General features: G+C 71.7%; 18 protein-coding genes. 11 read left to right on the forward strand and 7 right to left on the reverse strand.

The features are described from left to right. The coding region (locus tag RR1_RS19655) for a TetR/AcrR family transcriptional regulator (protein WP_143153943.1) at positions 1–725 on the reverse strand (725 nt) is incomplete at its 3' end. Between the two features lie 84 nt (positions 726–809). Between RR1_RS19655 and RR1_RS19660 the strand changes: the two genes are divergently transcribed. Both RR1_RS19660 and RR1_RS19665 read left to right on the forward strand, forming a co-directional pair. Further along, a complete protein-coding gene (locus RR1_RS19660) occupies positions 810–1,304 on the forward strand; it encodes a flavodoxin family protein (protein ID WP_040772398.1) in 495 nt (164 codons plus the stop codon). Positions 1,305–1,363: 59 nt separating this feature from the next. Next, positions 1,364–2,473 carry a hypothetical protein gene (locus RR1_RS19665; RefSeq protein ID WP_010837173.1) on the forward strand — a complete coding sequence of 370 codons (1,110 nt, stop codon included), beginning with the start codon at positions 1,364–1,366 and terminating at the stop codon, positions 2,471–2,473. Positions 2,474–2,485: 12 nt separating this feature from the next. Here RR1_RS19665 and RR1_RS19670 read toward each other — a convergent pair whose 3' ends face one another. Genes RR1_RS19670 through RR1_RS19685 form a run of 4 tightly spaced genes read right to left on the reverse strand, consistent with a single transcriptional unit; the run spans position 2,486 to position 7,033 of the window. Continuing rightward, positions 2,486–3,466, reverse strand: a complete 981-nt coding sequence (locus RR1_RS19670; protein ID WP_010837172.1) for an ABC transporter substrate-binding protein — start codon at positions 3,464–3,466, stop codon at positions 2,486–2,488. Next, entirely contained in the window at positions 3,463–4,245 is a 783-nt protein-coding gene (locus RR1_RS19675) for an ABC transporter ATP-binding protein (RefSeq protein ID WP_010837171.1), read from the reverse strand. Before RR1_RS19675 ends, RR1_RS19670 begins: the two co-directional genes overlap by 4 nt. Further along, a complete protein-coding gene (locus tag RR1_RS19680; RefSeq protein WP_010837170.1) occupies positions 4,242–5,366 on the reverse strand; it encodes a FecCD family ABC transporter permease in 1,125 nt (374 codons plus the stop codon). The genes RR1_RS19675 and RR1_RS19680 overlap by 4 nt, the downstream gene beginning before the upstream one ends. After that, complete coding sequence (locus tag RR1_RS19685) at positions 5,363–7,033, reverse strand: prolyl oligopeptidase family serine peptidase (protein ID WP_143153944.1); 1,671 nt, start codon at positions 7,031–7,033, stop codon at positions 5,363–5,365. The genes RR1_RS19680 and RR1_RS19685 overlap by 4 nt, the downstream gene beginning before the upstream one ends. 120 nt (positions 7,034–7,153) lie before the next feature. Between RR1_RS19685 and amiA the strand changes: the two genes are divergently transcribed. The 9 genes from amiA to RR1_RS19725 all read left to right on the forward strand — a co-directional run bounded on the left by amiA (position 7,154) and on the right by RR1_RS19725 (position 18,045). Further along, a complete protein-coding gene (gene amiA / locus RR1_RS22980; protein WP_010839849.1) occupies positions 7,154–7,264 on the forward strand; it encodes a streptamidine family RiPP in 111 nt (36 codons plus the stop codon). Between the two features lie 82 nt (positions 7,265–7,346). Next, positions 7,347–8,027: a hypothetical protein gene (locus tag RR1_RS19690; protein WP_010839850.1), complete on the forward strand. Its 681-nt coding sequence runs from the start codon at positions 7,347–7,349 to the stop codon at positions 8,025–8,027. Next, positions 8,024–8,959 (forward strand): CocE/NonD family hydrolase, encoded by a 936-nt coding sequence (locus RR1_RS19695; protein WP_010839851.1) that lies wholly within the window; start codon positions 8,024–8,026, stop codon positions 8,957–8,959. Before RR1_RS19690 ends, RR1_RS19695 begins: the two co-directional genes overlap by 4 nt. Then, on the forward strand, positions 8,956–10,335 hold the full coding sequence (locus tag RR1_RS19700) for a YcaO-like family protein (RefSeq protein WP_040774968.1): 1,380 nt from the start codon (positions 8,956–8,958) through the stop codon (positions 10,333–10,335). Before RR1_RS19695 ends, RR1_RS19700 begins: the two co-directional genes overlap by 4 nt. Beyond that, positions 10,335–11,309: a nitroreductase family protein gene (locus RR1_RS22410; RefSeq protein ID WP_040774971.1), complete on the forward strand. Its 975-nt coding sequence runs from the start codon at positions 10,335–10,337 to the stop codon at positions 11,307–11,309. Before RR1_RS19700 ends, RR1_RS22410 begins: the two co-directional genes overlap by 1 nt. After that, positions 11,300–12,937, forward strand: a complete 1,638-nt coding sequence (locus RR1_RS19710) for an ATP-binding cassette domain-containing protein (RefSeq protein WP_010839854.1) — start codon at positions 11,300–11,302, stop codon at positions 12,935–12,937. Before RR1_RS22410 ends, RR1_RS19710 begins: the two co-directional genes overlap by 10 nt. Continuing rightward, a complete protein-coding gene (locus tag RR1_RS19715; protein ID WP_143153946.1) occupies positions 12,934–14,592 on the forward strand; it encodes an ATP-binding cassette domain-containing protein in 1,659 nt (552 codons plus the stop codon). Before RR1_RS19710 ends, RR1_RS19715 begins: the two co-directional genes overlap by 4 nt. A gap of 103 nt (positions 14,593–14,695) precedes the next feature. Beyond that, complete coding sequence (locus tag RR1_RS19720) at positions 14,696–16,348, forward strand: cutinase family protein (protein ID WP_040774973.1); 1,653 nt, start codon at positions 14,696–14,698, stop codon at positions 16,346–16,348. Between the two features lie 299 nt (positions 16,349–16,647). Beyond that, positions 16,648–18,045, forward strand: a complete 1,398-nt coding sequence (locus tag RR1_RS19725; protein ID WP_010839858.1) for a xylulokinase — start codon at positions 16,648–16,650, stop codon at positions 18,043–18,045. On the opposite strand, the gene RR1_RS19730 is transcribed toward RR1_RS19725, so the two are convergent. Next, complete coding sequence (locus tag RR1_RS19730; protein ID WP_010839859.1) at positions 18,039–19,514, reverse strand: mannitol dehydrogenase family protein; 1,476 nt, start codon at positions 19,512–19,514, stop codon at positions 18,039–18,041. The genes RR1_RS19725 and RR1_RS19730 overlap by 7 nt on opposite strands. Beyond that, on the reverse strand, positions 19,511–20,539 hold the full coding sequence (locus RR1_RS19735) for an NAD(P)-dependent alcohol dehydrogenase (protein WP_040774976.1): 1,029 nt from the start codon (positions 20,537–20,539) through the stop codon (positions 19,511–19,513). The genes RR1_RS19730 and RR1_RS19735 overlap by 4 nt, the downstream gene beginning before the upstream one ends. Positions 20,540–20,560: the final 21 nt, after the last annotated feature.

Genomic DNA, 20,560 nt, shown 5'->3' on the forward strand with positions numbered 1-20,560 from the left:
AGTAAGGCCGTCATGGTCGTCGTGGCTGTCACCGAGGCCAGGTCGATCCGCGCTTGGGCGAGCATGCCGTTCGTGAGGGCCCCGAGCGCCGTCGACACCTGATACCACCCGCCGGGTGTCCCCTCGGCGAGGCGGTACCCGACGAGTGCCATCAACCGCTCGAAGGCCTCGGCGCGGCTGCGGGTGAACCGCCGCTCCGTCTCGGCGAGCGCTTCCGCGACCCGGACGCGCAGCGCGTCGTCGCGCAGACCGAGGTGCGCGACGCTCAACGTGCTGTACGTGCGCCACCCGCTCGAGTCGACCATCGCGAGGAAGTCGACCTCGATGACGATGCGCAGCACCTCGACGAGCAGGTCGTGGCGCCCCTGCGCGGTGTCGAGCACTGCGAGAAACCGGGGGTCCAGCGAGGCGAGCGCTTCGGCGAGCCCGGGGATCTCGCTTCCGAGCTCGGTCGCGCGCGCGATCGCCAGAACGAGTTCCTCGGCGAAGAGGTCCTTCGACGGCCAGCGCCGGTACGACGACGTTCGGGACACGCCCGCACGATCGATGAGTTCCTCCATCGACACGTGCTCGAGGCTCAGCGACAGGCCGCGTTCGGCGACGACGTCGAAACCCGCCTGCAGCATCCGCCGCTGGGTCTCGCTGTCGGAGATGCGCGCCCGCCGCCTGCCCCGGGTGCCCGAGTTCGCGTCGCGGCCGGCATCGCCTTGCTCACGATCCACCACGTGTCTAGGCTAGCTCGCGGACTTTGGTACTCGCAGTACCAACTGCGCCGGGCATCTGAACAGAGCAGATCGAGGGGGAAGAGAATGAGAGCACTCGTCGTGTGGGAGTCGTGCTTCGGCAACACCGCCGCAGTCGCGGACGCGATCGTCACCGGACTACGCGACGCCGGCGTCGACGTCGAGGCACGCACCGCCGGGGAGGACCCCGAACCGGAAGGATTCGACCTTCTGGTCGTCGGGGCACCCACCCACAACATGGGACTGCCGCGACCGGCCTCGCGCGCACAGGCCGCCGCCTCGGGCGCGCGTTCCACCGGGGCCGGCGTCGCGGAATGGCTCGATCGCCGAGCGCCCGAAAGGATCCCACCGTGCGCGCTCTTCGCGACGGTGACCGGAACCGGGGTGTTCTCGGGGTCTGCCGCGAAAGCGATGCGCAAGCGGCTCCGTCGGACGGGCGCCACCGTTCTCGCCCGAGAGGAGTTCGTCGTCACGGGTCGTGAGGGGCCGCTGCGCGACGGCGAACGCGACCGCGCCCTCGGTTGGGGCGCCTCGCTCGCGCAGACGGCGGCCCATTCGTGACGGCGACGCCCCGCGCCGACGATTCGGACGCGGGCCTTCCCGCTCGCTAGGCTGCGGGTATGGGATCGAAGCGGCCGGGCAATCGGGGACAGAAGCGTTCGCAGAAGGTCGCCGCGCGGCGACGGCGACGGGCGGCGGCAGACTCCGAGGACTTCGATCGCCGCATCGCCTCGCTCATCGGCCGCTTCGACGAGTGGCTGCGCAGCGAGTTCGACGGGCCGACCGCCCCGACGACGCGTGTCATGAAGTCGATCCTCGTCGAACTCGACCGCAGCACCGACGATTTCGATCCGACGGCGTGGACTCCCGACGCGGCGCACACGATCGTCGAGGTCGCCGAGAGCCTGCTCGAGCGCGACGACACCGACGCCGGGGAAGCCGCTGCGGTGCATCTCGTCGCGAGCGCACGGGACTTCCTCGATTTTCTCGTCGACACCGACGCCTGGACGGGAACCGACGACGACCTGAATCACTGCCTCACCGACTTCTCGGAGTTCGTCGACGACGGCGTCGACCTGCTCCATCCCGACGACATCGAGCTCGAGGATCAGGCCGACGCCGCCGTCGCCTCGGCGATCGCAGACCTTCCGTTCGTCGCGGCGGTCGACCGGATTCTGGACTGGGCGAACGCAGCACCCGCCGTCAACGCCCAGGAGATCGCGTCCGCTCTCGGTATCGACGTTCCGACATCCCGTTTCCAAAGCCCGAGCGACGTTCCCGAACTCGCCACGCTGTGGTCGACCGTCGTCCGGGGCGGGCTCGTGCGGGGCGCCGACGGCAACGCCGTCCCGACGGACGACGCCGCCGGGTTCCGTGATCGTGATGTCAGCGTCCTCACCCGGGCCCTGTCCGCCTTCGTCGCGACGCGCCTGGCAATCGTCGTCGACGACGACGCACCCGACACCGTCGCGCGGCACTTCGCCGCGCAGACGCTCCTCGCCGCGATGACGGAGGAGCCGCCCGTCCGCAACGACGAGGAGGACTACTCCGATCTCGAGGACGACGATCGCGAGGTCGCGGAGGCGATCCGCACCGTCGTCACGGGATTCGTCGACGACGGCATCCTCGTCGGGGGCGAGACGCTCGCCATCGTGCCCGAACTGCGCCCCGCGATCCTCGCAGGTGTCCTGGAGTCCGGCCTGTTCGACGACGAGCCCCCGGCGTCCTGACGCGAGTCCGGATCAGCGAAGACCGGCAGCGATCGCCTCGACGGCCGTGACGTTGCCGAGTGTGCCCGGGAACAGGTCCGAGCCCGGGACGGCGACGAGGCGGTCGTCCCGAACCGCTCGCATGTCCGGGAACGTCGTGCGCAGATAGTCGAGCGTCGCGTCGCGCTGCGCGTCGTCGGACACCGCGAACACGAGTGCTTCGGGATCGCGGGCGGCGAGTTCCTCGGGCCCGACGGTCGCGGCGAAGAACGACGAGAACATCGGCTCGTCGGGACGGAAGACGTTCTTCCCACCCGCGCGCGCCACGATGTCGGCCTCGACACCCGCACCGATCACCGACAGCGAGTTGCCTTCGACGTAGACCTGCGCGACCGTTCGCTGCGGACCTGCGCTGGTCTGCTCGTCGACGGCGGCGAGGCGTGCTCGCGATTGTGCGATCAGCTCCTCGGCACGCTCGGTGCGATCGAACACCGCACCGAGACCGTCGATGTCGGTGAACAGATCCTCGACGGACGCGCTGGTGCGGCGCTCGGCGCATCCGCCGGCCGCGACGTAGACCTGGGCGCCGGCGCCGCCGAGCTGTTCGATGCTCGCGAACCCCTGTTCCGCGGTGAACTCGTACTCGGTCGGTGACACCACGAAATCGGGTGCGGCGTCGAGCAGCACCTCCCGGTTCGGCGGCGTGTCGGTGCTCAGCACGGGCACGTCGGCGACTTCGGCCGCGATGCGCGGCGGCAGCGGCGAGGTGTCGGTCTGGCCGAGGCCCACGAGCGCGTCGGCGACGCCCAGTTCGACGAGCAGTTCGGTCTGCGACGGGCTGAGGGTGACGACACGCTGCGGCGGCGCGTCGACTCCCACTGTCCTGCCGCAGTTCTCGACGGTCGTGGTGGTCTCGCCCGACGCTCGGGCGGCCTCGACGCCGCTGCCGCAGGCGGCGACGGTGAGCAGCGACGCAACGGCCGCGGCTGTGGCCGCGAGACGAATCGTGTTCACGGGAGTGGGGTTTCCTTTCGGTGACGTCCGTCGATCACGAGATGTGAGCGACCGGTCTCGGGGTGGACGACGAGCGATCCGTCGACACCGAACACGGTGCGCAGCATCGTCGGAGTCAGGACGTCGTCGGGGGCGCCGTGCGCGTACACGCGGCCGTCGTGCAGGACGGCCACGGCATCGCAGTAGCGGGCGGCGAGGTCGAGATCGTGCAGCGCGACGATCGCCGTGACACCGAGTTCGGTGACGGTGTCGAGCAGCGAGTGGCGGTGAGCGATGTCGAGGTGATTGGTGGGTTCGTCGAGTACGAGCACCGGGGTCTGCTGGGCGATCGCGCGGGCGAGCAGCACACGCTGACGTTCGCCGCCCGAGAGCGTCGCGACGGAGCGGCCCAGCCACTGCTCGCCGTCGACGCACGCGAGTGCGCGTGTCGCGATCTCGAGGTTCGCCGGGGCCGTGATGCGCCCGGTGTGCGGGGTGCGGCCGAGCAGCACGGTGTCGAGGACCGACAGTTCGAACTCCCCCGGGGGATCCTGCGTCATCGCCGCGACGAGGCGCGCCGCCACGCGCGGGGTACACGCATGCACGTCGTCGTCGCCGACGACGATCCTGCCGCGGTCGGGCCGCGCTGCCCGATACAGCGTGCGCAGCAGCGTCGACTTGCCGCTGCCGTTCGCGCCGAGCAGTCCGAGCACCGAACCCGACGGCACGGTCAACGTCACGTCCCGCACGACGGCCCGTCCGCCCCGCGCGACGGTGAGGTCGTCGAGCAGCACCTTCATCGTTCGACTCCCGCCCGGGTCGCGTCGTCGCGGCGCAACAGCCACAGGAAGAACGGCGCACCGACGACCGCCGTGACGATGCCGATCGGGACCTCGGTGGGCGACGCCGCGGTGCGGGCAACGAGATCTGCAGCGGCGAGGAAGACCGCGCCGCCCGCCACGCACACGGGAACCATCCTCCGGTGACTCGATCCGACGACGATCCGCGCGATGTGGGGAATCACGAGTCCCACGAACCCGATTCCCCCGCACACCGCGACGACGGCACCGGTGAGCAGTGCAGCCAGGACGAGCGCGACGACACGCACCCGCGCGGGATCGACACCGAGGGCGGTCGCCTGTTCGTCGCCGACGAGGAGTGCGTCGAGCGAACGCGTCGAGACCGCGATCCACCCGACGACGACGGCGAGCGCGATCGCGGGAAGCACGAGATGCCCCATCGTCGCGGCCGAGACGGATCCCAGCAGGAAGAACATGACGGAGAAGACGTTCTGCGCGTCGGTCGTCAGCGTGAGATAGCTGGTCACCGCGCTGAGCAGTGCGCCGAGCGCGACGCCCGCCAGAATCAGCCGCGTCGGCGCCAGCCGGCCGCCACGCCGCGCGAGGAGGTAGACGGCCGCCGTGGCGACGAGTGCGCCCGCGAACGCCGCGCCGCCGAGCAGCAGTGCACCCGCTCCGATGCCGGCGGCGATCACCGAGACGGCACCGACTCCCGCACCCGCCGACACTCCCAGGATGTACGGCTCGGCGAGTGGATTGTGCACGACGGCCTGCACGAGCGCACCGGCGAGCGCGAGCCCGGCACCGGCGACCGCCGCGAGGAGTGCACGCGGCAACCGAAACTGCCAGACGACCTGGTCCTGGAGCAGCGTGTACGTGCCGTCGCTCATCCAGCGGGCGTTCGGAACGAGATGCCCCAGCACGAGTTTCACCGCGTCGAGCGGCGCGACCGTGACGGTGCCGACGGCGAGCGACGCGACGAGAAGCGCCACGAGCGCGCCGCACAGCACCCCCGTGAGCAGCGCGCTGCGCCGGTCGCCGCGGCGTGCGAGCGCGGTGGCACCGGAGTCGCCCGGCCGCGAACGCGCCCGAATTCGAGATCCTGGCCGGATCGTGATCATGTGTCCTCCTCGAGAACGCGAGCGACGTACGAGAGAAACCGCGTACCGAGGTCGCGCAACGCGGTGGGGCTCGCGGGCCCGTGCCCGGCCCCCGCGATCCGGACGTGCTGCGCATCGACTCCCGCACGCCGCAGCACCTCGGCGAACCGTGGCCCCTGCGCGGCGTCGATGCGGCTGTCGTCGGCCATGTCGAGGACGAGGAACGGAGGCGCTCCCGCAGCACGGCTCCGCGCGAGCGACATCGGATCGTGTTCGGCGACAGCCGGTTCAGAGTGCAGGTCGCCGAACTCCCCGGCCCAGCGACTCCCCAGCGGGTTGTCGGAGAGCCGGGCGAGGTCGAGCGGTGCCGCCGTTGTCACGACCGCGGCGGCGATGCCAGGATGGCGCAAGGCCGCAGCAGCAGCGACCGTCCCGCCGAGCGACCCGCCCGTGAGGACCAGACAGTCGGGGCGGCTCGCTCCGACGGCGACCAGTTCGCGCGCGGCGCACGCGAGATCGTCGACGGCACGTCGCTTCCGGAGCCCGCGACCGTCCTGCCGCCACCGCTCGTCGCGTTCGCCGCCACCGCGCACCTGGGCGAGAGCGACCGCCCCACCTGCATCGAGCCATGCCGCCGTCGTCGGCTCGAAGTGCGGGACGTGCGCGACCCCGAAGCCGCCGTAGACGTCGAGCAGGAGCGGCCGTGGCCTGCGCACATCCGGCGGTCGCGTCACGAGAACGTCGATGTCGGCTCCGTCGTCCGCCCGAGCGACGACGATCTCGCCGGCGGCGGGGATCGCGGTGCGCGGATCCTCGCGCCACGGATAGCGGAACACCTGTGGCGGTGTCGCGACGCCGTCGAGTCGGACGTGGATCTCACCGTCCGACACCGACAGCGCATCGACGGAACAGATGTCGGTGCCCGCGGCGACGAGCCGTGTGTCGCGGACACGGCCACCGCGATCGACGAGGGTCAACCGATGCCGTCCCCGATCGACGGTGAGCACCGCGACTCCGCCCCGGCCCGCCGCGGCACCGATCGCAGTTCCGCGCGTCGGCACGACGCGGCGCCGCGGACTGCCGACCTCGATCGCATCCCGGCGCACGAGCGCGCGTACCCCGTCGTACTCGACGACCGTCACGGTGTCGGGTGGCAACTCCATGGTGGATCCTCGTGCGAAGTTGCAGAGCAGGACGGTCCCGCTGCGCCGAACGAGTACCCCGCCCGTGGACACCGAGATTCGCCCACGCGGCACGTCGCGCGACTCCTGCCATCGACCGTCATCAGCATCGACGACGCCCACGCGCAAACGGCCGTCCGCCGTCAGCACGACTGTGCCGTCCGGCAGCCAGGCAGCCTGTTCGAGCGCGAACCGGGCCCCGGCGACGGGGACGACACGCCCGTCGGACCGGACGATCTCGACGGCCGCAGACTCGTCTGGGGCGAGCCGGGCGAGCACGGCACCGCTTCCCGCGCGCGCCGCGAGCACCCGCGCCGGGGCGGCGACACGACGCAGGGCGCGTCCGTCTGCGAGCGCCGTGAGCACGTCGTCGTCACCGTCCCGTCGCACCCGGTACCCGCCGGTGGGCAGGTGTGGACGCGGTGCGGCGCACTGCCAGTGGGCGTAGGCGTCGAGCAGCCGCGCGGTGGCGTCGCGGCCGCCGATCGGCGGAGTGGTCCGGGGCACGATCCGGAACACTACTAGAGTTTGGTTATCGTTTTCATCTATGGTCGCCGTGTCCACTCGGACCCACCGCGTCAGCGGAAACCCGACTCCGCCGGTGGAATTCAGGAAAGGCAGGCACACATGATCGACAACGCCGAGACCGAGGCCGTGTACACGATCGAGGACACCGACCAGCTCGCGCACCTGTCGGCGTCGCACTCGAACGCACTCGTGGAGAACCCGTTCGACTGACCGTCACCGCACGGGGTCGCCCACGGCCGAGCCGTGGGCGGCCCCGCCGCCACCCTCACGCCGCCACCTGCCGAGGAGTCCGATGACCTCATCCCCTCTCGCGCCCGAGGCGCACGTCTTCGACGTGCCCGGTCGGGGCCGTGCCATCCGCGCAACGGACGGGACGTTTCTCCGCGTCCGGCCCGGCGCCGACGAATCCGCCGCACGTGCGGGAGTCGCAGTACGTGCCCATCGAGATCTGCAGCACCGCTGGACGACTCGCTGCACTCCGGCACGCGTCGTCGGCGACCACCCACTGCTCGACACGCTCCGCGACGTCCTCCCCGACGCCGGCATCGACGTCGTCGCGGCGGGCGCAGGCGCGGTGACGATCGGTGCGTGGCTTCCCGGCGCCGCGCGTCCCGACGACACCGTGGTGTCCCCGGCGCTCGAGATCGCGATCGAGGGAGCGCTGGTCTTCGTCGGCCCGCTGCGGCTCGACGCGACCGACGCGACCCCGTCTCAGGTGCGCCGCCGACGCCACGCCGCCGCGATCGACGGACCGGAACTGGCGCACTGGCATCGGACGGTCGACGATCCCCGTCACGACTTCGGCCGAGCCGCACACGCTCTGGTGGCGGCGCGCGTCCTCGACGTGCTTCGCGCCTGGCAGACCGATCCCGGTGCTGCCGACCGGTTGCGCGACGTCGTCTGGCGCTTCGACGATCACGCACTCACCACGAGCGAGCACGTCGTCCTCGGCTTCGACGAGCCGCATCCGTGATCCGCGCGCCCCATCACTGCGTCGTACGGGACGGCGCCGTACTCGCCGGGCACCGCTACGAACCGGCCACGCGGCCTCGCGGCACCGTCCTGATGCGCACGCCGTACGACGCCGGTGCGCACGGCACCGCGGCCGCATGGTGGGTACGGCTCGGCTTCCGCGTCGTCGTGCAGGACGTCCGCGGCCGCTACCGCTCGGACGGCCGCTGGCTCCCCTACCGGAGCGAAGCGGACGACGGTGCGGACACGGCGACCCGGCTGGATCCACCCGTCGTCGCCGTCGGTACCTCGTACGGCGCGCACTGCGCCGTCGAGCTCGCGCGCGCCGCCCCCGTCGCGGCCGTGGTCGCGATGGTCCCGGCGCTCGGCCTGCACGAGACTGCCACCCGAAACGGAACCCGCTGCGTCCGTGACCGTCTCGGGTGGTGGCACGAGCACGGCTTCGGCCGCTTCTCGGCACCGCCCGCGGCGCCGGAGCGGCTCGACCACGCCACCGAGACGGCTCGGCGTCGCGGCATCGACCGTGCGCCCGCCGCACTCGGCTGGCCCGAGAACCGCGCCGCGGCATGGCGTCGGCTGTGGGATGCTCCCCCACTCGACTTCACCGACCGGTATGCGGACGCCCGCGCTCCGCTGCTCGTGCTGGGCGGCGACCACGACTTCTTCGCGGCCGATGCCGTCCGGCTCGCGCAGTCGTGGCCCGTCGACGCCCTGCACGTGAGTGGGCCGTGGGGGCACCGGCTCCTCGCGGGCGTGCCGGAGCCGATGCGCGAGGCGCTGCGTGCGCACGGAGGGCCGGGGACGGTCGTCGCGGCGTGGCTCGGCGGAGTCCTCGGCGATCGTCCTGGTCCGCACCCCCGTACCGGAAGTCGGGTACTCGATCCCGACGCCGGATGGCGACATCACCCGACCCGACCGAAAGAACGTTCGTGACCACTCGACGTCTCCTCTCCCCCGACGACCTCGTCGACCCCGTGACGGGCATCGTCCGCTCCGTCCGCGAGGTACTGCGCCCGCCCGGCGCTCCCGAGCGCTACGTCTCGCTCACGGCATCGGTCGCCGACGCGCGGCGGCTCGGTGACTGGCCCGCCGACCGCGTGTCGCTCGGGACGAGCTTCGGCGATCCCGCGACCGCACGCATCGCCGCGATCGCGGAGGCGGTCGAACGCTACTGCGGCAACTGGATTCCCCCGGAGCCCGGGGCGCACCACCGGATCACCACCGCGGCCGCGCTGCGCGGGGCGGGTGAGAACACGCTCGACGAGTTCCCCCGCTTCGCTGCGTGGCAACTGGAGCGACCCGGCTTCCCGTACCGCGACGTCACCGACGACACCGAGACGCTGTGGGTGCGGTGCAGCGACGAATCGCGAGCCGGCGATACGGCGCCGATCTGGGCTCCCGCCTCGCTCGTCCTGCTCAACTGGCGGCGATCGTGGCTACGCGAGCTCCCTCGCCTCCATCACCTCAACTACGCGGGAATCGCGACCGGACAGGGCGTCGCCGACGCTCGCGATCGCGGCATCCTCGAGGTGATCGAACGCGACGCACTCGAAACCTGGTGGCATCTGGACGGTCCGACACACGGGATCGACCTCGACTCCGTCCCCGGCCTCCGCGAGGATCTCGCGGGAGGCCGCCTCGACGCACACGCCGTCACGATGCCGAGCGAATTCGCACCGTGCGTCGCCGCACTCGTTCGCGATCCCGACACCGGCATCCGGGCAGCAGGTTTCGCCTCGAGTCTGTCGCCCGAGCGCGCGGTGCGCAAGGCCGTACTCGAAGCGATCCACACGTGGGCGTTCACGCTGGGTGTCCTCGAACCCGGCGGATGGGTGTTCCGCGCCGTCGACGCAGGTCTGTCGGCGCCGGGCCTGTACCTCGGCCATCGGGCCGACGGACGATACCTCGACTCCGCCGGTGCGCACTTCGAGAACGTCGTCGACCTCGGCGCGCACGTCCAGGTGTGGCTCGACGAGCGAACGCATCGCGAGGAGCGCCGCTTCACCGAACCCGCCCTCGGCGAACGCGCGATCGGCACCGTTGCGGCGACGACGATGCCCGAGGTCCGTCGCCGTCTCGCCGCACGAGGCCATCGCGTGATCACGTGCGACCTGACCACACGCGACATCGCACGCACGCCGCTGCGCGTCGTGCGCTCGCTCGTGACGGGGCTCGTCCCCAACGCACCCGCCGCGTTCACGTACTACGGCTGCCCACGTTTCGGGGAGGTGGCGGTCGCGCGCGGCTGGCGGACATCCGTCCCGTCCGGGCCCGACGACCTGTCGCTGCTTCCGGCTCCCCACATGTGATGACGGCACACGAGCTCCTCACGCGCGCACTGCGTCCCGGCGACCCGGGACCGCCGCTGCCACCGGGGCCCCGCGACGGCGGCTGGCTCGGGGTGGGTGCCGAACCCGTCACGGTGCCGCCGGACTGGGACGCACTGCTGGATGCGTTGTGGCGGCCCACCGGATTCCATGTCACCGCCGACGGGCAGCCGACCACGATCGCTCGACGGCCGGTTCCGTCGGCCGGCGGGACGTACGGCGTCCGTACCCACCTCGTGATTCCCGCGCACGCCCGCGGCACCCTCGCGCCGGGTCGGTACGTGCATCTGCGTGAGGACTCGCTGCTGGTGCGTCGCACCGACGGTCCGCCACCACCGGACGGCGAGCACGCGAGTGTGGTGTTCACCGCCGCTCCCGGACGCGCCTTCGGCCGCTACCGCCACCGTGCGTGGCCGCTGTGGATCGCCGACACGGCATACGCCGTCGCGACGCTCGAACGACTCGTCGTCACCGGAACCGCGACGCTCGGGTCGCCGGCGACGTGCACGATCGCCGCGCTCGCACCGGCCTCCGACACCGCATGGTGGGCGCGGTCGGGTGCGCCCGAACTGACGCTCGCGCACATCACGCTGCCGAACGGTCCGCAGCCGGACACGGCTGCCGCGCAGCACTTCTCGCGACGTCGCTCGCCCTCACATGCACGCTTCATCGCACGAGACGAGAGCAACGATCCGACGTCGCGCGCCGTCGCCGCGGCCTCGCAGCAACAGTGGGTCGCGCACGCCGCGACGACGGCACTGTGGACGGTCCCCGGGCACTTCGGGGCACACGACGTGTGGTGCACCCACCTCGCGGCGGCGCGACTCGCGGCGAGCGCCGTCCTCGCGGGACTGCAGGTGCGCGCCGTGTCGGGCATGACCTCGACCGCCCCGCCGTACCCGCTTCATGCGCTCGCCTTCCTCGATCTCCCCGAAGGAGGACTCTCGTGGTCGTAGCAGCCGAGTTGTGGCGCGCCGCCTTCACACATCCGCGACACGCATTCGTCACCGTCGGCACACATCTGGCCGTCGCGTCGACTCATGCTCTCGGCGCACTCGCCCTCGCGGTCGCGCTGTCCGGAATAGCAACGCGCCATTCCGCCACGATCGCCGCGGGTCTCGCAGCCGTCCTCGGCCTCGCGCTCGTGCGTGCCGCGTTCGGCGAGGTGGAGGCGAACGCCGCCGGGAGGCTCGGCGCGACCGTGGCCGGGACACTGCGTGATCGCGCACTCGCCGCCACAGCCGTACCCACGCGCCTGCACGACGTGAGCGCACGTGACGGCCGCACCCTCACGACCCTCGTCGACGGGGTGGACGGCGTCGACGCCTATGTGACGCGCTATCTCCCGGTCGCGGTGACGGTCGTCGTCGTCACACCGGCTGTGCTCGTCGCGGTGGCGGTGCTGTCGCCGCTCGCCGGCGCCGCCGCCTTCGTCGGCGTCGCCCTCGCACTCGCCGGTCCGATGGCGTGGCGACGCGCGATGCGGTCGCGCGAACCACGGCACTGGGACTCCTACGAGCGGCTCGCCGCCGACCTCCTCGACGCACTGCGATCGATGGCGACGGTGCGTGCCCTCGGCGCCACCCGCGACCTGCGCGACTCCCTCGGTGCCCGCTCGGACGCGCTGCATCGCGCGACCGTCGGGGCGATGCGCATCTCGCTGGTGGACACCGCGATCGTCGATCTGGCCGTCCAGGGTGGATACGTCGTCGCCGTCGCTCTCGCCGCCACGGGGGCCGGTGACTCGCATCCGCTCGCGCTCTACGCGGTACTGCTGCTCGCGTCCGAGGCGTTTCGGCCCGTTCGCGACCTCGCCCGCGAATGGCACGCCGGGTTCCTCGGCATGTCGGCGTTACCCGGACTGCGCGCCGCTGGAGCATTCGACCCGGTTGCAGAGCCGGCGGCGCCGCAGCAGCCCGGCGCGACGCGCGGTGCCCGACTCGCCTTCTCCGGTGTGCGCTTCCGCTACCCCGACGCCGCCGAGGACGTCCTCGGCGGCGTGGATCTCGACCTCCGGCCCGGTGCACTCCACGCACTCACCGGCGAGTCGGGTGCAGGCAAGAGCACTCTGCTCGATCTCGCGCTCGGGCACCTGACCCCCACCTCCGGCACCGTCCTCGTCGGCGACACCGCGCCCGAGGCGGGATGCCTCGCGGTCGTGTCGCAACACCCTGTCCTGTTCCACGGCACCGTCCGCGCGAATCTCGCCGCGGGAGCCCACGCCCCGAGCGACACCGACCTGCGCCGTGCCGCCGCGGCCGCCGGTGCACGAGACGTCGTCGCCGCGCTCGGACTGGACGGCATGATCGCCGAGGCCGGTTCGTCGCTGTCGGGTGGGCAGCGGCAGCGGCTCGCGGTGGCACGCGCGCTCGCGTCCGACCGACCCGCGCTGCTCGCCGACGAACCGACGAGCGCGCTCGACGACGGCAACGCACGCCGCGTCCTGGCAGCACTGCGGGACGCCGCGCGCGACCGAGTCGTCGTGGTCGTCACGCACCGCATCGATCTTCTCGAGCCCGAGGACGAGGTGCTGCGGCTGACGGGCGGGTGCGTCGTCACCGAATGCCGGGAGGCGGCCCGATGATCCGATCCGATCGGCCCGGGGAAACGCGAGGTCCGGTCCGCGACGCGGCGATCGCACTCGGGCGACTGGTCCCGGTACTGCGGCCGCAGTGGCGGACGGCCGCACTCACCACCGTGGTCGCGACCGCCGGGGGCGCCCTCCTCGTCGCTCTGGTCGTCGCGGTCGCGGCGATCGTCGGCCGGATCGCCGTCACCGGCACGGCCCCCTCGCTCGGCGCCTGGGCGGCACTCGGCCTGGGCGTCCTCGTGCGCGCGGCACTGACGTGGTGGGAGATGGACCTGTCGCACTCGCTCGCGTATCGCGTTCTCGCACAGCTCCGTTCCGAAGTCTTCGCGCGCTACACGGTCGCCGTGCCGGGACGGCAGCCGGTTCGTTCGGGACATGCGGCGACGGTGCTCGGTGACATCGAGAAGCTCGAGTTCTTCTACGCACACACCCTCGCGCAACTCGTCGGCACCGGCGTTCTCGTGTCGGCGGGACTCGCCGCTCTCGTCGTCGTCGACGGAGCGCTCGCCGCCGTCGCCGCTGCCGGACTCGTCGCGCTCGTCGTCGTCACCGCGATCGATGCCCCTCGCGCAGCGCGTGCGGGCGCCGACGTCACCGCTGCGCGCAGTGCCCTGTCGGCACGGGTCGCCGACGTTCTCGGGGGCATGCGGGAGGTCCTCGGCTACGGTCTCGCCGCCCGGATCCGCCGCGACGTCGGTGCCGCGTCCCTCGGCCTGGCCCGCACCCACGCCCGACGCGAGCGCCTCTCCCGGCGTGCCGACACCATCCGGGACGTCGTCGTCACCGTCTCGGTGGTGGCGGTGGTCGCCGTGGCCTCCGCGGGCACGATCTCGCCGCAGTGGGTGCCGGCGCTGGCCGCCGGAACGCTCGGAGTCCTGGCGCTCGCCGCGTCCGCGGCGACGACCGTCGCCGCACTTCCGGCACTGGCCGCGTCGGCCGCGCGCGTGGGCGACGCGCTCACGCTGCCGCCCGCGACCACCCCCGTCACCGCACCGCTGCCCGCCCCGTCCGGCGATCTCGGACTTCGCGTTCGCGGGCTGCGATTCGCCTACGACGACGCCGTCGTGCTGGACGACCTCGATCTCGATGTCGCGCCGGGTGAGTTCGTCGCGATCACCGGGCCGTCGGGGGCAGGAAAGTCGACACTCGCGACGCTCCTGGCACGTCTCGTCGATCCCGACGACGGGACGATCAAGCTCGTGGGGAACGACGCTGCGGCACCGCTCGCCGCGCTCGCCGACGACACCCTGCGCCGCTGCGTCACGCTCGTCGCCCAGGACTGCGCCGTTCTGCGCGGCACCGTGCGCGAAGCCCTGCTCCACGGAAACGTCCGGGACGCCGAAGACGACGAACTCGACCGGATGCTGACGCAAGTCGGACTGAGCGGGGCGATCGACCTCGACGCCACGATCGGGTACGGCGGGCTGCGGCTCTCCGGCGGCCAACGCGCGCGGCTGTGCCTCGCGCGCGCCCTGCTCCGCAGGCCCCGGATCCTGATCCTCGACGAGATCACCGCCGCACTCGACGATCGCACCGAGGCCGAGGTCGTGCGGTTGCTCCGCGAGACGGACTGCACGCGAGTGGTCGTGTCGCATCGGCCGGCCACCGTCGCTGCCGCCGACCGGGTGGTGACGATGTCGGCACCATGAGATAGCGTCCCGGTTGACAATTCAACTTGCACATCGCTGCGCGAACGGGGGTCCGTGCGGCACGGCCAGACACCACTGGTCGTCGACCCGCCCGAGGATCCCCATGACGCACTCGCTCCCCGATGCGCATCGCCGCCCCCGTCGGCTCCGAAGCATCGCAGCCGCATCGCTCGCCGCTCTCGTCACGACTGCAGGAGCGGGGATCTGGGCGTACAACGCACCCACCGCGACGCACGCAGCCCCCGATCTTCGGGCTTCGGTCACCACGTGTCACGACATGGTCGCGGTGACGATATCCGGTCGTGGCGGCGGCATGGCGAACCGCGACGATGACGACCCCCGATGGTTGAGGGACGCGAACTCGGCTCCCCTCCCGGCATCCCTCGAATACGGGAACCGGTGGGTCGATCCCGTCCTGGGCCCGGCCGGTGACGAACTGGGCGACGGCTTCGCGGCGGTTCACATCGCCTATCCCGCCGACCTCGGAAGCTACGACCGCGCCGTGGAGACCGGTGTCGCGAACGCCGAGCAGGTGATGCGTGCCATCGGCGCAGCGTGCCCCGACACCCGGTTCGCGATCGTCGGCTACAGCCAGGGGGCCGACGTCGCGCGCCGTCTCGCGATGGGAATCGGCAACGATCCGAACGGTTCCGTCGTCGATGCCGCACACGTACTCGGAGTCGTCGTGATCGCCGACCCGGGTCGCTCGATCGGCGACGGCGCCTTCCCCGGGGCTCGTGACCCGTTCCGCGGCCCGGACGGATTCGACCTCGACTATCGGACAGGGACTGCGACGACACCCGGCTCGGGCCTTCTCGGTGGCACCGCAGGAAGTTTCGGCGCGCTCGACGGCAGAGTTGCGTCCTTCTGCTCCGACGGGGATTTCACCTGCGCGGCACCGGAGAACATCGCCCTGCTACGAGTACTGATCAACATCGGCACCGCGCTCGAGATCGAGTCCCTGCAGACGGACGGCCCGACCCTCGATCACGCCGGCGAGTTCGCGCGCATTCTCACCCGCACCGTCGTTCTCGCGTTCGCCGACATCCGCTCGCAGCCGGCATGGCTCACGACCGACAAGAGCTTCCTCGACGTACTCGTCAAGGTGTCGGCGCCGACCTATGTTCCGAGCGAACCTCCAGCCCCCTCGGTCGAACCGACGTTGGGTCGCCTCGCCTCGCTCACTCACCTCCCGCGCAAGACGGCCGAGGAGATCATCGGTTTCGTCCTCGACAATCGAGGACTCCTCGACGTCGTCCGGTCCGACCCGTACGACACGACGTTCGCGCCCGACGGCGGCATGCACTTCGACTACTGGAACGACGACACGGACAAGCCACACACCTCCATCGACTACGCCGCCGCATGGCTCGCCCATCTCGGCCGCCAAGTGGCGCAGGGACGCACCGTCGACAGCGCCGAGCCGGACGAGACGACCCTCGAGGCAACCCTCGTCGCAGCCGAACGAACCCTCGAGCCCGACGCCTCCCCCGCGAACGACCCGGTCGTGGACGAGACTTCCGCAACCGACACCGCCGTCGCGCCGACGACGACCAGGGAGCGCACCCTCACCTCACCGACCGCGACGCCGGGGCCCGACGCGGCGACCACGACGTCGCGGACTCCGTCGAGCGTCGCACCGACTCACGCCGACTCGACGCCCGTCATCACGACACCGGCGGCCCCCACCACCACGAGAGCGACGTCGTCCGAGGACCCCGACACCGACTCGGTGACAACCCACCGCGGCGAGTGACCGACGGAGTCACTCGGAGAGGTGCTCGCGCAACGTCGTTCCGGAGTGGGCCGTATGCGCGCGGGGTCGGCGAAGACGCCGGCCTCTCGGTCGAGCCGGACGGCGGCGACGCCAGGCACCGCCCGACAACCACGTCGGGGACAGCGACAGTCCGATGTGCGGTGAAGCCGGGGCGCCGAGCGTCGTCACGAACTCGATCGTGGAGTCGGGCGAGAGCGCCGACGAGTGATCGGCGACACAGCAGGAGGGTAGGCTCGAATCGTCGACGAGAAGATCCGCCACCGACGAAAGGACATCCCATGCCCCTGGTCGCGGGGATCGATTCGTCCACTCAATCGTGCAAAGTGGTGGTGTGCGATGCCGATTCGGGCGAGATCGTGCGCACGGGCGCTCACCCGCACCCACCGGGCACCGAGATCGACCCCGCCGCGTGGTGGGACGCGCTGACCCAGGCGGTCGCGAGCGCCGGGGGTCTCGACGACGTCGCCGCCGTGTCCGTCGGCGGCCAGCAGCACGGCATGATCTGCCTGGCGGAGAACGGCTCCGTCGTCCGTGATGCCCTGCTGTGGAACGACACTCGCTCCGCACCGGCGGCCGAGGCGCTGGTCACCGAGCTCGGCGGCGGGAAGGCGTGGGCCGAGCGGGTCGGGGTCGTCCCGGTCGCCGCGATCACCGTCGCGAAGCTGCGTTGGCTCGCGGACCACGAACCCCGCAACGCGGACGCGACCGCGGCCGTGTGCCTGCCGCACGATTGGCTCACCTGGCAGCTCGGCGGCGCGGCCTCGCTGGACACCCTCGCCACCGATCGCAGCGACGCCTCCGGGACCGGCTACTTCTCGGCGGCCCGCGGCGGGTACGACACCGGCCTGCTGACCACGGCATTGCGCGGGCGGTCGCCGCGGCTGCCACGCGTGCTCGGTCCACACGAGGCAGCCGGCGAGACGGACACCGGAGCGGCGCTCGGGCCCGGGGCCGGCGACAACGCAGCGGCGGCACTCGGGCTGCACGCGGAAACCGGCGACGCCGTCGTCTCGCTCGGCACCTCCGGTGTCGTCGCCGCGGTCACCGACGCTCCCCCGTGCGATGCCTCCGGTCTCGTCGCGGGGTTCGCCGACGCGACCGGGCGCCAGCTGCCGCTCGTGTGCACCCTCAACGGCGCGCCGGTGCTCGCCGCGACGGCGAGGATGCTCGGTGTGGATCTCGAAGGGTTCTCGCGGCTGGCACTGTCGGCGCGGCCGGGGGCCGAAGGCCTCGTGCTCGTACCCTATTTCGCGGGCGAGCGCTCCCCGAATCTTCCCGCCGCGACGGGAGCGCTGCAGGGCATCACGACCGCCAATCTCACGGCAGCGAACATCGCCCGCGCGGCGGTCGAGGGATTGCTGTGCTCGCTCGTCTTCGCCGCCGATTGCATCCGTGCGGAGGGCACACCGCTCGACCGGATCGTGCTCGCCGGTGGCGGCGCGCGGTCGGAGGCCGTTGCCCGCATCGCGCCCGCCGTGTTCGAACGCCCGGTGGCCTTGCCCGCGGACGGCGAGTACGTCGCGCTCGGCGCCGCACGGCAGGCGGCCTGGACACTCACCGGTGAACTGCCGGAGTGGTCAGGGCAGGGGCCGGCGCCGCGCACCTTCGAGGCGAACCCGGAACCGGACGTGGTCACCCGCTATCGCGAAGCGGCCGCCCTCACCTTCGGTCAGTGACCCAGCACCAGCGAGAGCGTCCGGCGGGCACCGTCTTTCCGTAGCGACTCGAGCGCGGCCAGATAGGGAGCGGTGAACTCCTCGCGGTCTGCCAGATCACCGAACAGCGAACGCTCCCGGACGAAGGCGAGAGGCTCGCTGCGAGACCGCAGCGCGAGTGGCGTGAGCGTCGCGGCCAGTGGGTCGACCACGTCGATCGGCGCGCCCGCCTCGTCGGTTCCCTCGGCGTACCGCGTCCAACTCGCGACGACGGCGGCGGCGAGCGACACGTCGCCGTCCGCGTCGAGCCGTTCGCGAATCACGGGCACGAGCCATTTCGGGATGCGATCCGACGAGTCCTGGCACAGCCTCGCGACGGTATCTGCGATCGCCGGGTTTCCGAAACGGTCGAGCAGCGTCGCCGTGTACTCGTCGAGATCGATGCCCTCGAGCGGCATCAAGGTCGGCCGCGCCTCCGAATCCCAGTAGCGGCGAAGCAGTTCCGCGATGTCCGCATCGGCTGCGGCGTCGTGGACGTAGCGGTACCCCAGAAGATGTCCGAAGTAGCACAAGCTCTGGTGTCCGGCGTTGAGCAGTCGCAGCTTCATGAGCTCGTACGGGGTCACGTCCGCGACGACCTGGACACCGACGTCCTCGAAGGGCGGCCGGGGCGACGAGAAGGAGTCCTCGAGCACCCACTGGGTGAACGGCTCGGCGACGACGGGCCAGCGGTCGTCGACACCGGTGCGCTCGCGAACCTCGGCGCGCAGTTCGAGTGGTGTCGCGGGTGTGATCCGGTCGACCATCGAGTTGGGAAACGCGGTGTTGTCCGCGATCCACTGTGCGAGTTCGGGATCCTGCGCGCGGGCGAACGCACCGAACGTTTCGCGCGCGACGTCGCCGTTGCCGGCGATGTTGTCACACGACACGACGGTGAACGACGCGATGCCCCGATCGCGGCGGCGGCGCAGTGCCGAGGTGACGAAGCCGAAGACCGTCGTCGGGACGGCGTCCGGCTCGAGGTCGTGCGCGACGTCGGGCTGCGTGAGATCGAACTCGCCCGTCGCGGGCGAGAAGTTGTAGCCCCCCTCGGTGACGGTGAGCGACACGATCGCGGTATCGGGGTGCGAGAGCACGTCCAGGACGGCGTCCGGATCGTCGGGAGCCAGCAGGAAGTCGACGATCGACCCGATCACGGAGGTCTGGACGTCGCCGTCGGGATGCTTGAGCGTGAGGGTGTAGAGCCCGTCCTGCGGGACGAGGGCGTCGCGCATCGCGGCGTCGGCCGGGCGGATGCCGATTCCACAGATGCCCCAGTCGCTTCCGGCGGCGAGCAATCGGTCGACGTACATCGCCTCGTGGGAGCGGTGGAAGCCGCCGACCCCGATGTGCGCGATCCGGGTACGGACGGCCGCGCGATCGTACGAGGGGACATCCGCGCGTGTGATGTCCGACAGCGTGCCCGAATTCAGTGCGATCGCATCGCTCACGACGTTCCTCCCCGGAGAGTCCGGTCCGCAGGGCGGACGATCACCTTGATCGAGCCCGCGACGCGATCGGAGTCGAGCGCCGCGGGTACTTCCGCGAGGCCGAACCTACCGGTGACGAGCGAGTCGAGATCCACGGCACCGGACGCGACGAGTGCGATCGCCGTCGGCCAGGTGTTCGCGTACCGGAAGACCCCGGTGAGGGTGAGTTCGCGGTTCTGGATCAGCGACACGGGCAGCGTCATCTCGTCGGCACCCATTCCCACGAGCACCACGCCGCCGCCGGGGCGGACGGCGTCGATACCGCTCCGGACCGCGGCGGGGACACCGCTCGCGTCGACGAACGCGTCGATCGGCACTCCCGGGTCGGGCCTGTCCGGCGGCGAGAACACGTGTGTCGCGCCGTGGCGTCGCGCCTGCTCGCGACGAGCGTCGTCGGGTTCGGACACCGCGATCACGGTCGCGCCCGCTGCCCGCGCCACCTGCACGCAGAGCAGTCCGACGGGCCCGGCACCGGCGACGAGGATCGCCGAGCCGAGTCCGACCCGCGCCTTGCGCAGCGCGGCGATCGCAACCGACAGCGGTTCGAGCAGTGCTGCGGCATCGTCGCCGATCGTGTCGGGAACGGCGTGTGCGAACGCGCTGCCGATCGTCACGTACTCGGCGAACGCGCCGTCGACCGGCGGCGTCGCGAAGAAGTCCAGGTTCGGCGACAGGTTGTAGTCGCCACGGAGGCTTTCGGCACTCGCCGGGTCGGGGCGCTGCGGCTCGATCGAGACACGCTGCCCCACACGGCCCTCCGCGACGCCGGCACCCACGGCGACGATGCGACCGGATGCCTCGTGCCCCAGCACGAGCGGCGTGTCGACGACGAACTCGCCGATGCGGCCGTGCCGGTAGTAGTGCGTGTCGGACCCGCACACTCCGACCGAGGCGATCTGTACGAGGACATCGCCCGGGCCGGGCGCCGGTATCGGACGCCGCTCCTCGGTGATGCTCCCGCCGGGGTGTAGGACGCTCACCCGCATCGTGTCGTCTGCTGCGCCACT

It is taken from the genome of Rhodococcus rhodnii NBRC 100604 (genome assembly GCF_001894925.1).
Lineage (GTDB): Bacteria > Actinomycetota > Actinomycetes > Mycobacteriales > Mycobacteriaceae > Rhodococcus_F > Rhodococcus_F rhodnii.